The organism is Acidovorax sp. LjRoot118, assembly GCF_964253575.1.
In the GTDB taxonomy this organism is placed as follows: domain Bacteria; phylum Pseudomonadota; class Gammaproteobacteria; order Burkholderiales; family Burkholderiaceae_C; genus Acidovorax.
The window spans coordinates 5,962,999-5,980,723 of the sequence record NZ_CAXURB020000001.1 but is presented as its reverse complement, the minus strand read 5'-3'; the positions used below and the strand labels follow the sequence as shown (position 1 = coordinate 5,980,723).

Here is a 17,725-nt window from a genome sequence, read left to right as displayed (position 1 = left end):
GTACCTTTGCGGGTTTACGGAGGTGCCCGCCATCGCCCGTCCAAAGGCTTTTTTCCATTCGTTGACGCTGTCCGCCATGGCGCTGGTTGTGGGCTCTGCGCATGCTCAGGGCGCCCCGTCACCGCGTCCTGCCTGGCCTGAACTGCTGCAGGCCGAACTCACCCAGGTGGCGGCGCAGAACACCGCCGGCATCGGCGTCTACGTGCGCGATCTGGAGAGCGGAATCGCTGTGTCCCATCGCGGCCAGGAGCGCTGGTACCTGGCCTCCACGGTGAAGGTGCCCGTGGCGCTGGCGGTGCTGCAGGCCGTGGAGCGGGGCGACTTCACGCTGGATACCAGGCTGCGCGTGCGTGCTTCCGACTACGTGGACGGTGCGGGCCATACCAACGCCAAGCCCGTTGGGGCGGCGCTGAGCATCCGCTATCTGCTGGAACAGATGGTCATCTACAGCGACAACACGGCTAGCGACATGCTGATCGGGCTGGTCGGCATCCGTGCCGTGAATGCGCTGGTCGAGCAGCTCGTGCCCCGGGGATTCGAGCGCATCACCAGCCTGGCCGACGTGCGCCGCCACGCCTATGGCTACCTCACGCCGCAGGCATCGCACCTGTCCGGCCATGACTTCCTGGTGATCAAGCAGCAGCGCAGCGATGCGGACCGGGTGCAGGTGCTGTCGCGCCTGCTGAACGTGCCCGCCGCGTCCTTCCTGCTGCCAAGCGTGGGCGATGCCTTCGAGGCCTACTACGCCAGCGGCCTGAACTCGGGCCGGCTGGATGCCTATGCCGACCTGCTGGAGCTGCTGGTCAACGGCAAGGTGCTCCATGCCGCGCACACCCGCTACCTGCTGTCGGTCATGGAGAGGGTGCAGACGGGGGTCCACCGCGTGCAGGCAGGCCTGCCCAAGACGGCTCGCTTTGCGCACAAGACCGGCACGCAAAGGGCGCGCACATGCGACTCCGGATTGGTCACTGTCCCACGCCTGGGCCGCGACCAGCGGGTTATCGTGGTTGCCTGTACGCGTGGAGAGCTGTCCAGCGCGCGTTCAGACCGTGCCCTGCGCGACGTGGGGGCGGCCCTGTGCAACTCTGGCCTGCTGACCGACGGAAGAACCCATGACCCAGAGTGCCCTCCCGTTGCGCGCGTGGTGCACCGCGCTGATCCTGGCGAGCGCTAGCCTGACGGCGCATGGCGCCGCGTGGAGCGACGCGCTGCGCCAGCAGATCGAAAAAATCGACCAGGCCACGCCGGGGCAGCTCGGGGTCTACGTCAAGCGGCTGGACACTGGCGAGGTGCTGTCTTACCAGGCTGACCGGCCCTGGTACCTGGGCTCCTCGGCCAAGCTGCCGGTGGCCATTGCCCTGCTGCAGGAGGTCGAGCAGGGAAAACACAGCCTTGCCGAGCAGGTGACGTTGCAAGACACGGACAAGGTTGACGGCTCGGGCAACGTGGTCTGGAACAAGGCCGGCACCCGCTACCGCTTGGACGCATTGCTCAAGCGCATGCTGATGGAGAGTGACAACACCGCCGCCAACATGCTGATCCGCACCATCGGCGACGACACGCTCAACCGCCGCGCGCGCGACCTGCTCGGTGCCAAGGGGGTCGAGCGCATCACCGATTTCACGCAGGTGCGCTACGACGTGTATGCCGAGTTGCACCCCGGTGCGCGCAAGATGGCCAACATGGACCTGGTGCGGCTGGCTTCCGCACCGATGGGGCCGAAGCGCGTGGATGCGCTGGCGCGCACCATCGACGTGGCCACGACCGACTTGCGCGTGAAGACCATGGACGAGGCCTACGCCCGGTACTACGCGCGCGGGCTCAATTCCGCACCGCTTACGTCCTACGGCGGCATGCTGGAAAAGCTGGTCACCGGCAAGCTGCTCTCGCCCGCGCACCAGCAGCGCCTGTTCACCGACCTGAAGTACGCCACCTACGACGCCTACCGGCTCGAAGCCGGCCTGCCGCGCAGCGAGCGCTTCATCCACAAGACGGGCACCCAGCTGCACCGCGCCTGCCACATGGGCGTGGTCAACCCGCAAGACGGCGGCCGTGCCGCCATCGTGGTGGCCACCTGCGCCGAGGACCTGGACGAGCATGGCGAGGCCGGCAGGGCCTTCGAGCAGATCGGCCGGGCCCTCACGCAGACCTTCTTTCCGGGCAAGAAGCCCGGCCGCTGAAGCCCTACTGCGCGCAGACGCGCAGCACCTCGCTGCCGTAGGCTTCCAGCTTCTTGGCACCCATGCCGCTGATGCCCTGCAGGTCTTCCAGGGTGGCAGGGTTGCGCTCGGCGATGGCCGCCAGGGTGGCGTCGTGGAAGATCACGTAGGCCGGCAGGTTGTGCTCCTTGGCCACCTCGGCGCGCCAGGCCTTGAGGTTGATGAAGCGCACCTGCGCATCGGGCCCCAGGTTGGCGGCGGCGGCCGGTGGCGCGCTGCCCTTGCGGGTGCGCTTGGCTGGCGCGGCCGACACCGACTCGCGCAGTTGTACCGGTACCTCACCCTTGAGCACGGCGCGCGAGCCTTCGGTGAGGCACAGGGTGTCGAAGCTGTGGCCGCTGTCGAGCATCACTTTCTGCAGGCCCAGGGCGCCGGTGGCGATCAACTGGCGTAGCACGCCGCGCAGCTGGGGCTCTGACAGGTCGGCCCCGATGCCGAAGGTGGAGATCTTCTCGTGCCCGAACTGCAGCACCTTCTCGGTCTGCTTGCCGCGCAGGATGTCCATGATGTGGCCGGCACCAAAGCCGATGCGGCTGACCTGCTGCACCCGGTAGATGGTGGACAGCAGCTTGCGCGCCGCGTCGGTCGCATCCCAGATGGCGGGGGGCGTGAGGCAGTTGTCGCAGTTGCCGCAGGGGGTGGACGCTTCGCCGAAATAGGCCAGTAGCCGAACACGCCGGCAGTCGGTGGCTTCGGCCAGGGCCAGCAGCGCGTCGAGCTTGCCGCGCAGCGCCTGCTTGAACTCCTCGCCCGCGGGGCTCTCGTCGATCATGCGGCGCTGGTTGACCACGTCGTTCAGGCCGTAGGCCATCCAGGCATCGGCGTTCAGGCCGTCACGCCCGGCGCGGCCGGTCTCCTGGTAGTAGCCCTCGATGTTCTTGGGCATGTCCACGTGCGCCACGAAGCGCACGTCCGGTTTGTCGATGCCCATGCCGAAGGCGATGGTGGCCACCATCACGATGCCTTCTTCGCGCAGGAAGCGGTCCTGGTTCTTCTGGCGCACCTTGGTGTCAAGGCCTGCGTGGTAGGGCAGGGCGGTGAGGCCCGCGTCGCTCAGGGTCGAGGCCAGTTCCTCCACGCGCTTGCGCGACTGGCAGTACACCACGCCGGCTTCGCCCGCGTGCTCGCGCTCGATGAAGCGCAGCAGCTGTGTGGTGGCGTCCTTCTTTTCCTCGATGCGGTAGCGGATGTTGGGGCGGTCAAAGCTGCTGATGAACAGCCGCGCGTCCTCGAGCTGCAGGCGCTCGATGATGTCGGCGCGCGTGAGGTCGTCGGCCGTGGCGGTGAGCGCGATGCGCGGCACGCCGGCATAGCGCTCGTGCAGCACCGTGAGTGCGCGGTACTCGGGGCGGAAGTCGTGGCCCCACTGGCTCACGCAATGCGCCTCGTCGATGGCGAAGAGCGACAGGTGCCCCTCGTTGTAAAGGCTGTCGAGCAGGCCCAGGAAGCGCGGCGTGTTCAGCCGCTCGGGTGCCGCGTAGAGCAGCGTGATGGCACCGGTCTGCAGGCGAAATTCCACGTCCTGCGCCTCGTCGAAGCTCAGCGTGGAGTTCAAAAAGGCGGCATCCACCCCCGCCTCGTGCAGGGCACCGACTTGGTCGTGCATCAGCGCGATCAGCGGCGAGATGACGATGGTCACCCCGCGGCCCTGCTGCTGGCGCACGATGGCCGGCACCTGGTAGCACAGCGACTTGCCGCCGCCCGTGGGCATGAGCACCAATGCGTCGCTGCCGCCGATCACGTGCTCGACGATGTCCTGCTGGGGGCCCCGGAACTGCTCGTAGCCAAAGACGTCGTGCAGGACGGTGTGGGCGGGTGACGGGGCGGATGACAAAGGACGAGAAGACAAACGAATACTCGGGTTTAAGGGCCGTTGGCGCTTTTTCAGCAAGCGATGGCAGCCAGTTGTATCAATGGGGCCTGGCAGATGCCATTTGGCCTGTTGCGCGGCAGGCGCATATTGTGCGCTGCATGCGGGGCGCGGCCGCACTTTCTACAATAGGGGGATGCAAGCCCTCCACTACACCCGCGCCCAGCAGCTGCCCGACATCCTCGCCCAACGCATCGCCATCCTCGATGGCGCCATGGGCACCATGATCCAGCGCTTCAAGCTGGGCGAGGCGCAGTACCGGGGCGAGGGCTACACCGGCCCCGGCGGTGCGGGCGACCGGTTCAAGGACTTTCCGCGCGACGTCAAGGGCAACAACGAGCTCTTGAGCCTCACGCGGCCCGATGTGATCAGCGACATCCACGAGCGCTACCTGGCCGCCGGTGCCGACCTGATCGAGACCAACACCTTCGGCGCGACCACCATCGCGCAAGAGGACTACAAGATGGCCGACCTGGCGCGCGAGATGAACCTCAAGTCGGCGCAGTTGGCCCGCGCCGCCTGCGACAAGTACAGCACGCCCGACAAGCCGCGCTTCGTGGCCGGCGCCCTGGGCCCCACGCCCAAGACGGCCAGCATCAGCCCCGACGTGAACGACCCCGGCGCGCGCAACGTCGACTTCGAGCAGCTGCGCGCCGCCTACTACGAGCAGACCGAGGCGCTGGTCGAGGGCGGCAGCGATGTGCTGCTGGTCGAGACCATCTTCGACACCCTGAACGCCAAGGCCGCTCTGTTTGCCATCGACGAGTATTTCGAGAACAGCGGCCAGCGCCTGCCGCTGATCATCAGCGGCACCGTCACCGATGCCTCGGGACGCATCCTCTCGGGCCAGACCGTGACGGCCTTCTGGAACAGCGTGCGCCACGCGCGCCCGCTGGCCATCGGCCTGAACTGCGCCCTGGGCGCCACGCTGATGCGCCCCTACATCCAGGAACTGAACCGCGTGGCGGGCGATACCTTCATCAGCTGCTACCCGAACGCCGGCCTGCCCAACCCCATGAGCGACACCGGCTTCGACGAGACGCCCGAAGTTACGAGCCGGTTGGTGCACGAGTTCGCGGCCGAGGGGCTGGTGAACATCGTCGGTGGATGCTGTGGCACCACGCCCGACCACATCGGCGCGATTGCGCGCGCTGTGGAGACGGTACCGGCGCGCCGCATGTTCTACGCCGCCGAGGCCTGAAAACCGGGGCCTTTGCGCCCGATCTGTACGAAAATCGGGCAGGGGCGACGGGTCTTCCGTTGCCCTGCGCCATGCCAACGTGGCATTTTGGATCGCAGCCAAGTGTTCTGGCCGCGGCCGTGCTTTCTTGCCTGCCCCATGCTGACCGACTCCCCCGCCTTGCCCTCCGACGCCGAAATAACTGCCCATGCGGGGAGCCCCAGCGGCGCCGACCGCGAGGCCATCAAGCTCGAAAAACGCCTGGTGCGCCAGGTAAGCCAGGCGATCACCGACTTTGGCCTGATCGCCGATGGCGACAAGGTCATGGTCTGCGTCTCGGGCGGCAAGGACAGCTACGGCATGCTCGACGTGCTGCGCATGCTGCAGCAGCGCAACGGCCACCGCTTCGAGCTCGTCGCCGTCAACCTCGACCAGAAGCAGCCGGGCTTTCCGGCCCAGGTGCTGCCCGGGTACCTCGCGGAGCTGGGCGTGCTCTTCCACATCGAGACGCGCGACACCTACAGCGTGGTCAAGCAGCATGTGCCCGAGGGCAAAACGATGTGCAGCCTGTGCAGCCGCCTGCGCCGGGGCATCCTCTACCGCGTGGCCGACGAGCTGGGCTGCACCAAGATCGCGCTGGGCCACCACCGCGACGACATGCTGCAGACCTTCTTTCTCAACATGTTCTTCGGCGGCAAGCTCAAGGGCATGCCGCCCAAGGTGCAGAGCGACCGGGGCGATCACGTCATTATTCGCCCGCTGGCCTATGTGGCCGAAGCCGATCTCACGCGCTGGGCCGAGCTGCGCGAATTTCCCATCATCCCCTGTACCCTGTGCGGCAGCCAGGAGAACCTGCAGCGCAAGCAGATCGGGCAGATGCTGCGCGACTGGCAGCAGCTGTACCCCGGCCGCATCGAGAACATGGCCGTGGCGCTGCGCAACCTGGTGCCCTCGCACTTCATGGACCCGCGCCACTTCGACTTCCAGGGCCTGGTGGCCAACGGCGTGGCCGATGCCGATGGCGACAAGGCCTTCGATGGCGAGCAATTCCCGCAGGCCATCGCCATGCCGGTGCCGCGCTGAACCCCACACAACCCGATTGGATGGCCCCCCGATGACCGCCCTCAAAGCCCCTGAACTGCTGCTGCCCGCCGGCTCGCTCGACAAGATGCGCGCAGCCTACGATTTCGGTGCCGATGCCGTGTACGCGGGCCAGCCGCGCTACTCGCTGCGCGCGCGCAACAACGAGTTCCGCCTGGAGCAGATCCGCCAGGGCATCGCCGAGGCGCATGCGCGCGGCAAGAAGTTCTTCGTGACCAGCAACCTGATCGCGCACAACGACAAGATCCGTACCTACCTGCGCGACATCGAGCCCGTGATCGACATGAAGCCCGACGCCCTGATCATGGCCGACGCCGGCCTCATCATGATGGTCAAGGACAAGTGGCCCGATGTGCCGGTGCACCTCTCGGTGCAGGCCAACACCACCAACTGGGCGGCCGTGAAGTTCTGGCAGAAGATGGGTGTGGAGCGCGTCATCCTCTCGCGCGAGCTGAGCCTGGACGAGATCGCGCAGATCCGCCAGGAATGCCCGGACATGGAGATCGAGGTATTCGTGCACGGCGCGCTGTGCATCGCCTATTCGGGCCGCTGCCTGCTCAGCGGCTACTTCAACCGCCGCGACCCGAACCAGGGCACCTGCACCAACGCCTGCCGCTGGGGCTATGCCACGCATGGCGCCGATGTGGACCCGACCACGGGCGAAGCCGTGGCGCAGAAGATGGAGGCCGGCTTCGACTTCGCCACCGCCCAGCAGGAGGCCGAGCAGTCGTTCTCTACCTGTGGCGACGGCGCACGCCACCCGGCGGCCGACCAGGTCTATCTGCTCGAAGACCTGGGCCGGCCCGGCCAGCTCATGCCCATCATGGAAGATGAGCACGGTACCTACATCCTCAACAGCAAGGACCTGCGCGCCGTGGAGCATGTGGCGCGCCTGGCGCAGATCGGCGTGAATTCGCTCAAGATCGAAGGCCGCACCAAGAGCCTGTACTACGTGGCGCGCACCGCGCAGGTGTACCGCCGCGCCATCGACGACGCCGTGGCCGGCCGGCCCTTCAACCCCGAACTGCTGGTCGAGCTCGAAGGCCTCTCGAACCGCGGCTACACGGGCGGCCTGCTTGAGCGCCGCCCGAGCCAGGACTACCAGAACTACCTCAGCGGTCATTCGGCCACCCAGCGCAGCCAGTTCGCGGGCGAAGTGCTGGGCGCCGACGGCCAGGACGCCGTGGGCCTCGTCGGCGACTGGGTGCAGGTGGAGACCAAGAACCACTTCGCCGTGGGCGACCTGCTGGAGGTGGTGCACCCGAGCGGCAATGTGCAGTTGCGGCTCGAGCGCATGCACGACATGCACGGCCAGCCCGTGGCCGTGGCCCAGGGCAATCCGGTGCGTGTGTGGATTCCGCTGCCCGCGCGCTATGCGGGCGCCCTGCTGGCGCGGGTGGTGGAGCAGCCGGCCTCCGCGCCCGAACTGGTGGCCTGAGCATGCGACTGCGCTCTGTCTGCTCTGTGGCCGTAGGGCTCGCCGGGTCGGCCCTGTGGGTGCACGGCGCGGCGGCGCAGCAGACGGCACCCGAGGTGCGCCACGTGCAAGGCTCGTGGGTCAACCTGCGCGAGGCCCCGCGCGCCGATGCGCGCGTGCTGGCCCAGGTGCCCGCCAACACCGTGCTGCAGCAGTTGGCCGAGCGCGATGGCTGGTGCGAGGTGTCCTACCGCGGCGATCCGCGCCTGAATGCCGGCGGCAAGGGCGCACTGGCTTCCCCCCTGCCGCTGCAGGCGCACGTGGCCTGCAACCTGCTCGCGCCGGCACCCCTGGCGCTGGTGCAGGCAGCGAAAGACCCGGCACGCGCCTTCTGGGTGGCGCCGTCGCCCAAGCGGCTGCGCGCCTATGGCAATGCCTTGCCCCGCCCCGCCGCGTTGCAGATGCCGGCACTGATCAAGACCCATGCGTTGGGGGCCGAGGTGCGCTATCCGGCCCGGCCCGAGTTCGAGGCCGCCAAGCGGCTGCTGCGCGCCGGCGTACTGCTCGACCCAACGAACGAGATCGCGCGCGGCAAGCCGGTGGACCCGGTGGCCGATATCAGCATCCCGGGGGTACGCCTGGCGCTCAAGCCCATCGCGCCCTCGCGTTTCAAGCGCCATGGCGAGGTGGCGCTGCTGCACGACACCGAGGCCGATGGTCTGGCGGCGGTGGCGGGCAGCCGCCTTGCAGTTGTCCCCACGGATGTGCCCATGGGCGGCCACAACCGCCACAACGGCCCGGAGATCGAATTCGTCACGGGTTTCTGGGACGTGGGCGCGGCCTATCTTGTCTTCGATCCTCCGCTCACGATCTACGCGATCACGCACCAGGGCTTGGTGGGCGCGCAGGGCCTGCGCAAGCGCACCTGGATGATCGACAACGGGGATTTCTATTGCGGGGGCCACTACACCGGCCCCGGGTTCGAAGACCCGCCCGCCGGCGGTGGCGACGAATTGGTCAACGTGAAGGGCTATGCACGCCTGTCTGACACGGCCCAGGTTCTCACCCGCCTGGTAACCGCCACAGCCCTGCCCGCCAGCGCGGTAGCCGTGCAGGCGCGGCGCCACCCCAAGGAATGGACCATTGCGGCCAGCCCTCCCGAGGTGCCCCAGCCCGTGCGCATCCAGACCGCCGTGGTGGCCTACGAGATCGACCTCGACCGCGACGGCATTGCCGACATCCTGCGCATCGAGATTCCGTCCAAGGGCGAGATGTCGGGCCAGCCGGTATTCACGCACCACTGGTACCTCAACGTCGGCGGCCAGTGGTTCGGGGCCGGCCACTGGGTGGACCAGGAATGCACCTGACCAGCCGGGGCTGAGCAGGCGGGGTCAGCCAGCGCGCGCCGGCTGGCGCAGCAGTGCTGCCAGCACCAGCGTTTCGGCCAGGACCTCGAAAACCTCCTCGAAGGTTGCCAGCTCCGGGGGCACCCCGGGCCACTGGTCGACCGCAATCGCCCACAGGCCCATCAGCAGGCCGGCCCACATCAGCGCCTGCGTGCTGCGGTGGACGAGAGCCCGGTGCAGCCAGGCCAGGGTGGCCGCACCGACCACGCCCACGGCCAGCATCGGTGCCTCGCGCACCCAATGCGAATGGCAGGCGGTGGTCCATTCGATGCAGCGGAATTTCCACAGTTCGTGCAGCATGAACTGCTCGTCCAGCGCCAGCGCGCCAAAGGCCAGCACCAGCCAGATCCCCAGTGGCCGGGGCAGGGCGCGTTCGGCGGTCAGCCGCAGGGCGGTGACACCCAGCGTGAGCAGCAGGGCGCTTGACAGCCAGGAGGCTGGGGATGCGTCGGAGCGCAAGGCGCGCTCCCAACTGGGCGCGAACAGGCAGGCGCTCAGCAGCAGGAAGCCGGCCACTGCGGCAAGCACGGCCGGAGCGACCCAGGCATGGGGTGGTGGTGCAGGCGAGGGTGGGAGGGTCATGGTGGCGAGGGCTGGCCGAATTCTGACGCAGGCAGGGGGCCCCGGGTGCGGCCGCCCTGTTCATCGGCACTGAATCGCTCCAGAATCAGGCGTCTACCCACAGTCACGCATGGCCACCCCCATCGACTCCTCCCGCCCTGGCGCCTTGCCGCCCGTGGCCCAGTTCCTTGCCGAGGCAGCGCTGCAGCGGCAGTCCTCGCTGCTCGGGCTGGACAAGCCGACTACAGTGCGTGCGCCGGTTCCGGTGGCTGACCCAACAGGGAGCCCTGTGCCGTCGCCTTCCGCTACGCCGGTTCCTCCTTCGGCACCAGCAGCGGCCTCGGCCGACAAGGCCAGTATCTCGGCCCAGGCGCGCGGCCAGCTGGGCGCAGGGTTTGACCCGCGCCAGGCCCTGCCCGCCGGCGGCGCGGGTGCCAGCGCGGCGGCGCGGACCTCGCTGCCGATGCTGCCGCCTGCGGGGGCGCCCTTGGCGGCGTCCCAGGCTGTACCGGCCACCGGCACGGCGCAGCTCGCTGCGGCCATCTGGCCCGCCGAGGGCCTCGACGCCCCCGTGCTGCGCATGGTGAGCGCCATGGTGGCGCAACTGACCGGGGGCGGCGGCATGCCGCAGCGGGTGGTCGCCGCCCAGCCCTGGCCCGTGGGCCTGGCCCATGCACTCGAAAGAGGCGACGCCGAACCCGGGCAACCGCCGCTGCAGACCTGGCTGGTGCGCCAGGGCACGGTGCAGACTCCCGAAGGGCCGCGCGGCTTTGCACTGACCCTGCGCATGCCCGTGCCCTGGATGGCATCGCAGTCGGCACCCTCTGCCGTGGCATCGCCTCCGCCGGCGCCGCTGCAGCTACCGTTCTCCGGTAACGCGCAGTCCTTGCAATCGGGGGTGTTTGCGCTGGTGCTGCAGGGGCCGGAGGCGGTCGCTGCGCGCACCAGCGCGCTGCTGGTGCTCGACTTCCAGGCCCAGTTGCCCGCCGCGGTCTACGGCCGTGAAATGCTGCTGCCGCAAGCCCAGCGCATGGACCCCTGGACGCAGATGGCCGTGCTGCAGGCCAGCGGCCACCTGCCCACCGAGGAAGCCCGCGAGCGCGACCGGCCGCTGTGCGAAGTATCCGGCTGCCCCTACGCGGGGCGGTCCCCCTGCGCGCAGCCGTTCTGCCTGGCCCTGCGCTGGGTGGAGCCCGTCGTCCCCGTCCGGCCGGCCGGTCCCGGGGCCTGAAGTCTCAGCCAGCGAACTGGCTGTCCCGCACATCGCCCACACTACGGCGTATCTCGCCGTGGCGTGCGCGCGTGATCGGGTAGGCCAGCAGCAGCGGTATCGCGAGTGCCAGGCACAGCGCGGGCAGCGGGCCGGTCATGAGCCGTATGCCGCCCAGCGCCTGGGCCGACTGGGCCACGTTGGGCACGTAGTGCGTCAGGTCGAGCACGGCCGCAACGACCACCGTGGCCAGGGTGCGCGCGATCTTGTCCACCAGGCCGAACAGGCCGTAGTACATGCCGGTGGTGCGCTCGCCTGCGAGCATGTGGCCGTGGTCGATGGTGTCGGGCACCATCGCGAACGGCACGATCCAGTGCGCACCCATACCGATGCCGATCAGCGCCAGCACGACCGGCACGGCCCCCTGCTGGCCCGGTCCGATCCAGTACAGCGCCAACAGGCCGGTGGCGCTGAACACCAGGCCCAGCAGGTAGGCACGGTTCTTTTCCCAGCGGTCCACCACGCGCTTCCAGACGAACAGCGAGATGCCCACGACGCCCAGCAGGATGGCCATGAGCCGCGGCAGGTCGCCCTGCGTGCCCTGCAACTGGTAGATGACGAAGTAGGCCAGCGCGCCCTGCACCAGCGTCAGGCCCAGGCGCACCAGGCCGGCGGCGCTCACCAGCAGCAAGAAGGGCCGGTTGCGCAGCGTGCCCAGCAAGGTGCGGCGCACCGAGTCCCAGGCGGGTGCCGGATCGGCCGCAGCCTCTTCGGCCGCGGGTTCCCGCACGCGCCAGGCCACCACGGCCACCGCCATGCCGGCGGCCAAGCCGAAGCAGGCGCCCGCCAGCGCATAGCCCGTGCGCGCATCGGGCGCGGCACGCACCAGCACCGGCATCAGCACGCTGCCCGCGAAGAAGCCGAGCAGTGCACCGAGGGACGCAAAGGCCGTGAGGCTGGTGCGCTCGTCGTAGTCGCGCGTGAGGTTGGCGGCCATGGCCTGGTAGGGCAGTTGCACCAGTGTCATCAGCGTGTCGAACAGCGTGTAGGTGATGGCGATCCACAGGAACGCCGCGACGGGCGAGAGGCCCGGCGGCACCATCCACACCGCAGCTGACACCACGGCCAACGGAATGGCGCCGTAGATGAGGTACACCCGGTGGCGGCCCCAGCGCGAGCGCGTGCGGTCCGTCACCCAGCCGAACAGCGGGTCGTTGACGGTGTCCCAGACCTTGCCCACCAGCAGCGCGGCGCCGGCCACGGCCGGCGGCACCAGGGCCACGTCCGTGTAGAAGATCATGAGCAAGAAACCCATGGCGGCGATCAGCATCTGCAGGCCCACATTGCCCACGGCATAGCTGAGCTTGGTGCCCAGCGTGAGCGTGGTGGTGGTTGCCTGCGCGGGGGTGGGCCCGCTCACAGTGCGTGCGCCAGTTCGGCCACGGGCTCCTCGGCGTTCAGCATGGCGCGCACTTCGCGCCGCAGCATCTTGTTGAGGAAGCTGCGCGGGATCTCGGGCACGATGTGCACGCGGTCGGGCTGCATCGCCACGGGCAGGTTCTCGCCCAGGTACTCGGTGATGTCGTGCTCCAGCGCGCGCCAGCTGTGCTCGGTGCGCCAGCTCTGGCGCAGGCTCACCACCAGCACGGCCTGCTCGCCATGCTGCACCAGGCAGCATTCCTTGACGGCGGGGTGCTGGTGCGTGACCTCTTCCACCTCGCGCGGATTGAGCATGCGGCCACCTTTGTGCACGCGGTCGGCATTGCGGCCCAGCACGTGCAGGTAGCCTGCCTTGTCGAAATAGCCCGTGTCGCCCATCACCACCCAGCCATCGCGCAGGGTCTCGGCCGTCTTCTCGGGGTCGTGCCAGTAGCGCTCGAAGCTGACCGGCGTCTTCACCGTGATGAGGCCTGTGGAGCCCAGGGGCAGGGGGGTAAAGTCGTCATCGCGCACCACCACCTCCACCCCAGGCATGACGCGGCCCACGGAGGACAGGATGTCCAGGCTGGCGGGCGCGCCGCTCGCGTCCACATGTTCGTGCGGCAGCAGCCAGGTAATGGGCGGCAGCGCCTCCAGGCAGCCGTAGCCCTGCTGGAAAATGGGTCCGAAGTGGCGGATCGCCTCGGCGATCTTGGGCGCGGGCATCATCTCCGAGCCATAGGGCACGTGCGTGAGCGAGGCCAGGCGGTAGCGTGGCAGCTCCGGGTCGTCCAGCAGGTCGATGATGGCCGATGGCGAGAGAAAGGCGCGCGAAACCTTGTGCCGCGCGATCAGCCCGGCCAGCGTGGCCGAGCGGAAGTTCTCGGGCATCACCAGCACCGCGCCCGAGAGCAGCGTGGGCAGCACCAGGCCCGAGCCCGGCCCCGTCAGCGGCAGGCCCAGCATGTTGATGTCCTGGCCGCTGGCGGGGGGCGTGAAGTTGATCGACTGCGCGATGAAGCGCACGCTGTCCAGGTACTTGCGGTGGGTATAGCCGATGGCCTTGGGCAGCCCCGTGGTGCCCGAGGTCATGTGCAGTGCGAACACCTCGTCCTCGTGCACCTTGGCCGTGCCGCGCGTGGGCGTGGCCTGGGCCAGCGCGTCCTCGTAGGGCTTGCCCAGGGCCAGGATGTGCAGGCCGGGCATGCGCTCGCGCACGGTGGCCAGAATGGGTTCGCTCAGCGCCGGGTCGTGGATGAACACGGTGGGCTTCACGCGCAGCAGCGTATCGAGCGCCGCCTGCGCCGACAGGTGCTTGTGGAAGCTGGCGAAGATGGTGCCGTTTTCGAACGTGGCCAGGCGCGTCTCGTACTGCTCGCCGGTCTCGGGCAACCAAGTGAAGACGATGTCGCCCTGTTTCACGCCCTGCGACTGCATCCAGCCGTGCAGGCGCAGCACGCGCTCGTGCAGCTGCTTGTAGGTCAGGGTGCCGCGCCGGTCGATGAGGGCGCGTTTGTTGCCATGCAGGCGGTAGGCCAGGCGGGCCACCGCACGGGCGGTGCGCAGGCGGCTCAGCAGGAAGCGCGCCACGGCGCTGCGCAGGGAGGGAAGGGCCACCGTTGTCTCCTGGTTGGGCGTGATGCCAGGCAGTCTCCCATGCACCTTCCGGGGCAAACATTTCCATTTGTTGGCGCTCGTATCCGCCTGTTTCAGGCAACGCCAAGCGGTCGCTTCATGCCGACAACAGGCACCAACGCGGTTGCGCAGCGTCGCCCGCGCGCAACAGCCTCTTCCGCAGGAGCGCCTGCAATGAAAAAACCGCCAGTGCCGGGTGCGGCGTTGGCGGTTGGCTTCGAATGAGGGCGGTCGGGTGGGCCGCTTCAGTTCTGGATAGAGCAGGGACTCAAGGGTACAGGCCGCGCATTTCGCGGGCGTGCAGAATGCGCTGGCAGGCCACGATGAAGGTGGCGGTGCGCAGGCTCACCTTGTGCTCCTGGGCCACCTGCCACACGCCGGCGAAGGCGTCCTGCATGATGCGCACCAGGCGGGCGTTGATCTCGTCCTCGCTCCAGAAGAAGCTGGAGAAATCCTGCACCCATTCGAAGTAGCTCACTGTCACACCGCCGGCGTTGGCGATCACGTCGGGAAGCACCAGCACGCCCTTGTCGTGCAGTATGTCGTCGGCCTCGGGGGTGGTGGGGCCATTGGCGCCCTCGATCACCAGCTTGGCCTTGATCTGGCCGGCGTTGTGCTCGGTGATCTGGCCTTCCAGCGCGGCGGGGATCAGGATCTCGCAATCCACCCCCCAGAACTCTTCGGGCGCCATGGTGTCGGCGCCGGCAAAGCCGCCCACGCCACCGCGGATCTTCACGTGCGCCAGCAGGGCCGGCACATCGAGGCCCTTGCCGTTGAAGATGGTGCCGGTGTGGTCCTGCACGGCCACCACCTTGGCGCCGGCTTCGGCAAACAGCTTGGCGGCGATGCCGCCGACGTTGCCGAAGCCCTGCACCGCCAGGCGGGCGCCTTCGAGTTGCAGGCCGGTGAGCTTGGCGGCTTCGACACCTACGGTGAACACGCCGCGGCCGGTGGCTTCCACGCGGCCCAGCGAGCCGCCCAGGTCCACGGGCTTGCCGGTAACCACGCCGGTGGCGGTGGAGCCGGTGTTCATCGAGTACGTGTCCATCATCCAGGCCATGATCTGGCCGTTGGTGTTCACGTCGGGTGCCGGGATGTCCTTGGTGGGGCCGATGATGATGCCGATCTCGCTGGTGTAGCGGCGCGTCAGGCGTTCCAGTTCACCCATGGAGAGCTTCTTGGGGTCCACGCGGATGCCGCCCTTGGCACCGCCGTAGGGCACGTTCACCGCCGCGTTCTTGATCGACATCCAGGCCGACAGGGCCATCACTTCCGACAGTGTCACGTCCTGGTGGAAGCGCACGCCGCCCTTGCCGGGGCCACGCGAGGTGTTGTGCTGCACGCGGTAGCCCTCGAAGTGGGCGATGGTGCCGTTGTCCAGCTCGATCGGCACGTCCACGATCAGCGCGCGCTTGGGGCGCTTGAGGGTTTCCACCCAGCGGGCCAGATGCCCCAGGTAGGGCGTGACGCGGTCCACCTGCTGCAGGTAGATGCCCCAGGGCCCGAGGTTGTCGGCCTGCAGGTACGAAGGCAGGGTGTGGACGGCGCCCAATTTGGAGGGGGTGGCCGGCGCGCCGGAAGATTGCGACATGGTGAATTTCCTTGTGGGATAAGTTCAAGCCACGAAGCTTATTCCTGCCCCGCAAGCCTGTCCAAGGCCGGAGTGTTACAGGATTATGCAATCGGCGCATAACCTTGAAAAGTCGATCCTGGCCTTCGCCGAGTCAGTGCAAAGGGGTCGTGCCAGTGCCCCTTCGCGACAGGCAGGGCCGCCTCACTCCACCTTGAAGTCCGCCAGCAGCGGATCGCCCGGCGGATAGCGCAGGTCCAGGTTCTGCAGCACCTGGCGCAGCACGGTGGCGATCATCAGGTTGCGGTGGGTCTTGGAGTCGGCCGGCACGATGGTCCACGGCGCCCAGGGTGTGTGCGTGGCGTTGAGCAAGGTGTCGTACGCCCGGCGGTAGTCCTTCCACTGCTTGCGCACTTCGATGTCGCCCATGCTGAACTTCCAGTGCTTGGCGGGGTCGTCCAGCCGCTCCTGCAGGCGCAGGCGCTGCTCCTCGGGGCTGATGTGCAGCAGGAACTTGAGCACGATGGTGCCCGTCTCGCTGAGCATGCGCTCGAAATCGTTGATGTGGGCCAGGCGCTGCTGTTGCTGTTCGGGCGTGATCCAGCCGTTGACCACGGGCACCAGCACGTCCTCGTAGTGGCTGCGGTTGAAGACCGTGATGTCGCCCGCCTGCGGCACCTGCTGGTGGATGCGCCAGAGGTAGTCGTGCGCACGCTCGGTCTCGGTGGGGGCCTTCCAGCCCACGGTGTGCACGCCCAGGGCGCTCATGCGGCCGAACACGCCGCGGATGGTGCCGTCCTTGCCCGAGGTGTCGGTGCCCTGCAGCACCACCAGCAGCTTGTAGCGCTTGTCGGCATAGAACAGGTTCTGCAACTCGTCGAGCTCCAGCGCCAGCGCTTCGACGGCAGCCTTGTCCTCGGCCTTGCTGCCCAGCGAGAACGGCTTGGCACCCGGGTCCCAGTCGGCCAGGGCAGAGGTCTTGCCTTTCTTGCCGCCCGCCTTGGGCTGCCAGGCCGACCAACGCTCGCCGAAGGCCTTGCTGCTGCTCTGGAAGGGAGGGGTCATGGTGTGCATCTCCAGTGGTTTGAAAGGGGGTATCAATGGTTGCCGTGGGCCATGCGGTAGGCCATGGGGGTCTGGCCTACCGCATGGGTAAAGGCCCGGTGCAGGCCGGCCTCGCTGGCAAAGCCCAGGTCCTGGGCGATGCGCTTGAGCGGATGGCGGGTCTGGCACAGGGCATCTGCGGCCTGCCGCAGCTTGATGCGGCGCATCCAGTGTGCCGCAGACAGGCCCGTGTGCGCACGCACCCGCCGCGCCAGGGTGCGGGTGGACAGGTGCATGGCCGCCGCCAGGTCGGCCAGGCACAGGCCCTGGGCCGGGCTGCGCTGCACCCAGAGCATGGCGCTGCGCAGGGCGGGCTCCGCCTGGGCCATCAGGTCCAGCCCGGCAAAGACCGGATGGGTCGCGCGCGGGCGGGGCAGCATCAGCACCTCCTGCAGGTCCTGCACTGCCTGGGGCGGCAGCCGTGCCGCCAGCGCGTGCAGCATCAGCGGCAGGTAGCCGCTGGCCCCCGCGGCGGTGGTGGCCGCTGCGTGCGCCACCAGGGGTTCATCGAAGCGCCATTGCACGGCCGTGAACTCCTGCTGCAACGCCGCCTGCAGCCACCAGGTGGCCGTGGCCGTGTGGCCATCGAGCCGGCCGCTGGCGGCCAGCAGCACCACGCCGGCACAGTAACTCCACAGCTGCGTGGGGCGCGGCAGGGCGCGCAGCGCCCGTACCAGGGGCTGCAGGGGGCGCAGCTGGGCCTGCACCTCGTCGGGTGACGACAGCCACAGGCCCGGCAACAGCACGGCATCGGCCTGCGCCTGGGCCAGGGTGGTCGTCGGGGTCAACGCCGGCCCGTGCCATGTGGGGACCGGCTGAAGGTCCAGGCCCACCCACTGCACGTCGAACAGCGGCCGGCCCGCGCGCAGGTTGGCCGCGCGCGCCATGTCGGCCGTGGCGAACAGGCCTGCCGGCATGCAGCCCTCGTAGAGCAGCAGGGCCAGGCGCAGGGCGCGCGCGGGGAAAGGGGAATCAGTGTCCGGGCGTGGCATGGATTGGCAATGAATTGTCCATTCCAGCCATTTTCACCAGA

General features: G+C 68.5%; 14 protein-coding genes. 7 read left to right on the top strand and 7 right to left on the bottom strand.

The window, feature by feature from the left end; translation table 11 throughout:
* Window positions 1-76 precede the first annotated feature (76 nt).
* Together ACSQ9E_RS28105 and ACSQ9E_RS28100 are read left to right on the top strand one after the other, a co-directional pair.
* A complete protein-coding gene (locus ACSQ9E_RS28105; RefSeq protein ID WP_082604048.1) occupies window positions 77-1,174 on the top strand; it encodes a serine hydrolase in 1,098 nt (365 codons plus the stop codon).
* On the top strand, window positions 1,113-2,180 hold the full coding sequence (locus tag ACSQ9E_RS28100) for a serine hydrolase (protein ID WP_057200300.1): 1,068 nt from the start codon (window positions 1,113-1,115) through the stop codon (window positions 2,178-2,180). The genes ACSQ9E_RS28105 and ACSQ9E_RS28100 overlap by 62 nt, the downstream gene beginning before the upstream one ends.
* A 4-nt stretch (window positions 2,181-2,184) precedes the next feature.
* On the opposite strand, the gene recQ is transcribed toward ACSQ9E_RS28100, so the two are convergent.
* Window positions 2,185-4,068, bottom strand: coding sequence for a DNA helicase RecQ (recQ, locus tag ACSQ9E_RS28095; protein ID WP_235514254.1), 1,884 nt, complete (start codon window positions 4,066-4,068; stop codon window positions 2,185-2,187).
* Between the two features lie 157 nt (window positions 4,069-4,225).
* Here recQ and ACSQ9E_RS28090 point away from each other — a divergent pair, with 157 nt between their 5' ends.
* The 4 genes from ACSQ9E_RS28090 (at window position 4,226) to ACSQ9E_RS28075 (ending at window position 9,154) form a co-directional block, all read left to right on the top strand.
* Window positions 4,226-5,290, top strand: coding sequence for a homocysteine S-methyltransferase family protein (locus tag ACSQ9E_RS28090; protein WP_057200298.1), 1,065 nt, complete (start codon window positions 4,226-4,228; stop codon window positions 5,288-5,290).
* A gap of 138 nt (window positions 5,291-5,428) precedes the next feature.
* A complete protein-coding gene (gene ttcA / locus ACSQ9E_RS28085; RefSeq protein ID WP_436219749.1) occupies window positions 5,429-6,352 on the top strand; it encodes a tRNA 2-thiocytidine(32) synthetase TtcA in 924 nt (307 codons plus the stop codon).
* A 31-nt stretch (window positions 6,353-6,383) separates the two neighbouring features.
* Window positions 6,384-7,808, top strand: a complete 1,425-nt coding sequence (gene trhP / locus ACSQ9E_RS28080; protein WP_057200296.1) for a prephenate-dependent tRNA uridine(34) hydroxylase TrhP — start codon at window positions 6,384-6,386, stop codon at window positions 7,806-7,808.
* A 2-nt stretch (window positions 7,809-7,810) separates the two neighbouring features.
* Window positions 7,811-9,154 (top strand): SH3 domain-containing protein, encoded by a 1,344-nt coding sequence (locus ACSQ9E_RS28075; protein WP_436219748.1) that lies wholly within the window; start codon window positions 7,811-7,813, stop codon window positions 9,152-9,154.
* A gap of 24 nt (window positions 9,155-9,178) precedes the next feature.
* Here ACSQ9E_RS28075 and ACSQ9E_RS28070 read toward each other — a convergent pair whose 3' ends face one another.
* Window positions 9,179-9,775 carry a hypothetical protein gene (locus tag ACSQ9E_RS28070; RefSeq protein ID WP_436219747.1) on the bottom strand — a complete coding sequence of 199 codons (597 nt, stop codon included), beginning with the start codon at window positions 9,773-9,775 and terminating at the stop codon, window positions 9,179-9,181.
* 109 nt (window positions 9,776-9,884) lie between these two features.
* Between ACSQ9E_RS28070 and ACSQ9E_RS28065 the strand changes: the two genes are divergently transcribed.
* On the top strand, window positions 9,885-10,985 hold the full coding sequence (locus ACSQ9E_RS28065) for a hypothetical protein (protein WP_436219746.1): 1,101 nt from the start codon (window positions 9,885-9,887) through the stop codon (window positions 10,983-10,985).
* Between the two features lie 4 nt (window positions 10,986-10,989).
* On the opposite strand, the gene ACSQ9E_RS28060 is transcribed toward ACSQ9E_RS28065, so the two are convergent.
* The 5 genes from ACSQ9E_RS28060 to ACSQ9E_RS28040 all read right to left on the bottom strand — a co-directional run bounded on the left by ACSQ9E_RS28060 (window position 10,990) and on the right by ACSQ9E_RS28040 (window position 17,684).
* The gene (locus tag ACSQ9E_RS28060; RefSeq protein WP_436219745.1) at window positions 10,990-12,384 is read right to left on the bottom strand and encodes an MFS transporter; all 1,395 of its coding nucleotides are present in this window, start codon (window positions 12,382-12,384) and stop codon (window positions 10,990-10,992) included.
* On the bottom strand, window positions 12,381-14,000 hold the full coding sequence (locus tag ACSQ9E_RS28055) for a class I adenylate-forming enzyme family protein (RefSeq protein ID WP_436219744.1): 1,620 nt from the start codon (window positions 13,998-14,000) through the stop codon (window positions 12,381-12,383). Before ACSQ9E_RS28055 ends, ACSQ9E_RS28060 begins: the two co-directional genes overlap by 4 nt.
* 286 nt (window positions 14,001-14,286) lie before the next feature.
* The gene (locus ACSQ9E_RS28050) at window positions 14,287-15,609 is read right to left on the bottom strand and encodes a Glu/Leu/Phe/Val family dehydrogenase (protein ID WP_436176355.1); all 1,323 of its coding nucleotides are present in this window, start codon (window positions 15,607-15,609) and stop codon (window positions 14,287-14,289) included.
* A 183-nt stretch (window positions 15,610-15,792) separates the two neighbouring features.
* Complete coding sequence (locus ACSQ9E_RS28045; protein ID WP_436219743.1) at window positions 15,793-16,653, bottom strand: PPK2 family polyphosphate kinase; 861 nt, start codon at window positions 16,651-16,653, stop codon at window positions 15,793-15,795.
* Window positions 16,654-16,685: 32 nt separating this feature from the next.
* Window positions 16,686-17,684: a GlxA family transcriptional regulator gene (locus ACSQ9E_RS28040; protein ID WP_436219742.1), complete on the bottom strand. Its 999-nt coding sequence runs from the start codon at window positions 17,682-17,684 to the stop codon at window positions 16,686-16,688.
* Window positions 17,685-17,725 lie beyond the last annotated feature (41 nt).

Bases quoted from the DNA above. Each gene is read 5' to 3' on its own strand.
- ACSQ9E_RS28105 (WP_082604048.1), top strand. From the start codon at position 77: ATGGCGCTGGTTGTGGGCTCTGCGCATGCTCAGGGCGCCCCGTCACCG.
- ACSQ9E_RS28100 (WP_057200300.1), top strand. From the start codon at position 1,113: ATGACCCAGAGTGCCCTCCCGTTGCGCGCGTGGTGCACCGCGCTGATC.
- ACSQ9E_RS28090 (WP_057200298.1), top strand. From the start codon at position 4,226: ATGCAAGCCCTCCACTACACCCGCGCCCAGCAGCTGCCCGACATCCTC.
- ttcA (WP_436219749.1), top strand. From the start codon at position 5,429: ATGCTGACCGACTCCCCCGCCTTGCCCTCCGACGCCGAAATAACTGCC.
- trhP (WP_057200296.1), top strand. From the start codon at position 6,384: ATGACCGCCCTCAAAGCCCCTGAACTGCTGCTGCCCGCCGGCTCGCTC.
- ACSQ9E_RS28075 (WP_436219748.1), top strand. From the start codon at position 7,811: ATGCGACTGCGCTCTGTCTGCTCTGTGGCCGTAGGGCTCGCCGGGTCG.
- ACSQ9E_RS28070 (WP_436219747.1), bottom strand. From the start codon at position 9,775: ATGACCCTCCCACCCTCGCCTGCACCACCACCCCATGCCTGGGTCGCT.
- ACSQ9E_RS28065 (WP_436219746.1), top strand. From the start codon at position 9,885: ATGGCCACCCCCATCGACTCCTCCCGCCCTGGCGCCTTGCCGCCCGTG.
- ACSQ9E_RS28050 (WP_436176355.1), bottom strand. From the start codon at position 15,609: ATGTCGCAATCTTCCGGCGCGCCGGCCACCCCCTCCAAATTGGGCGCC.
- ACSQ9E_RS28045 (WP_436219743.1), bottom strand. From the start codon at position 16,653: ATGACCCCTCCCTTCCAGAGCAGCAGCAAGGCCTTCGGCGAGCGTTGG.
- ACSQ9E_RS28040 (WP_436219742.1), bottom strand. From the start codon at position 17,684: ATGCCACGCCCGGACACTGATTCCCCTTTCCCCGCGCGCGCCCTGCGC.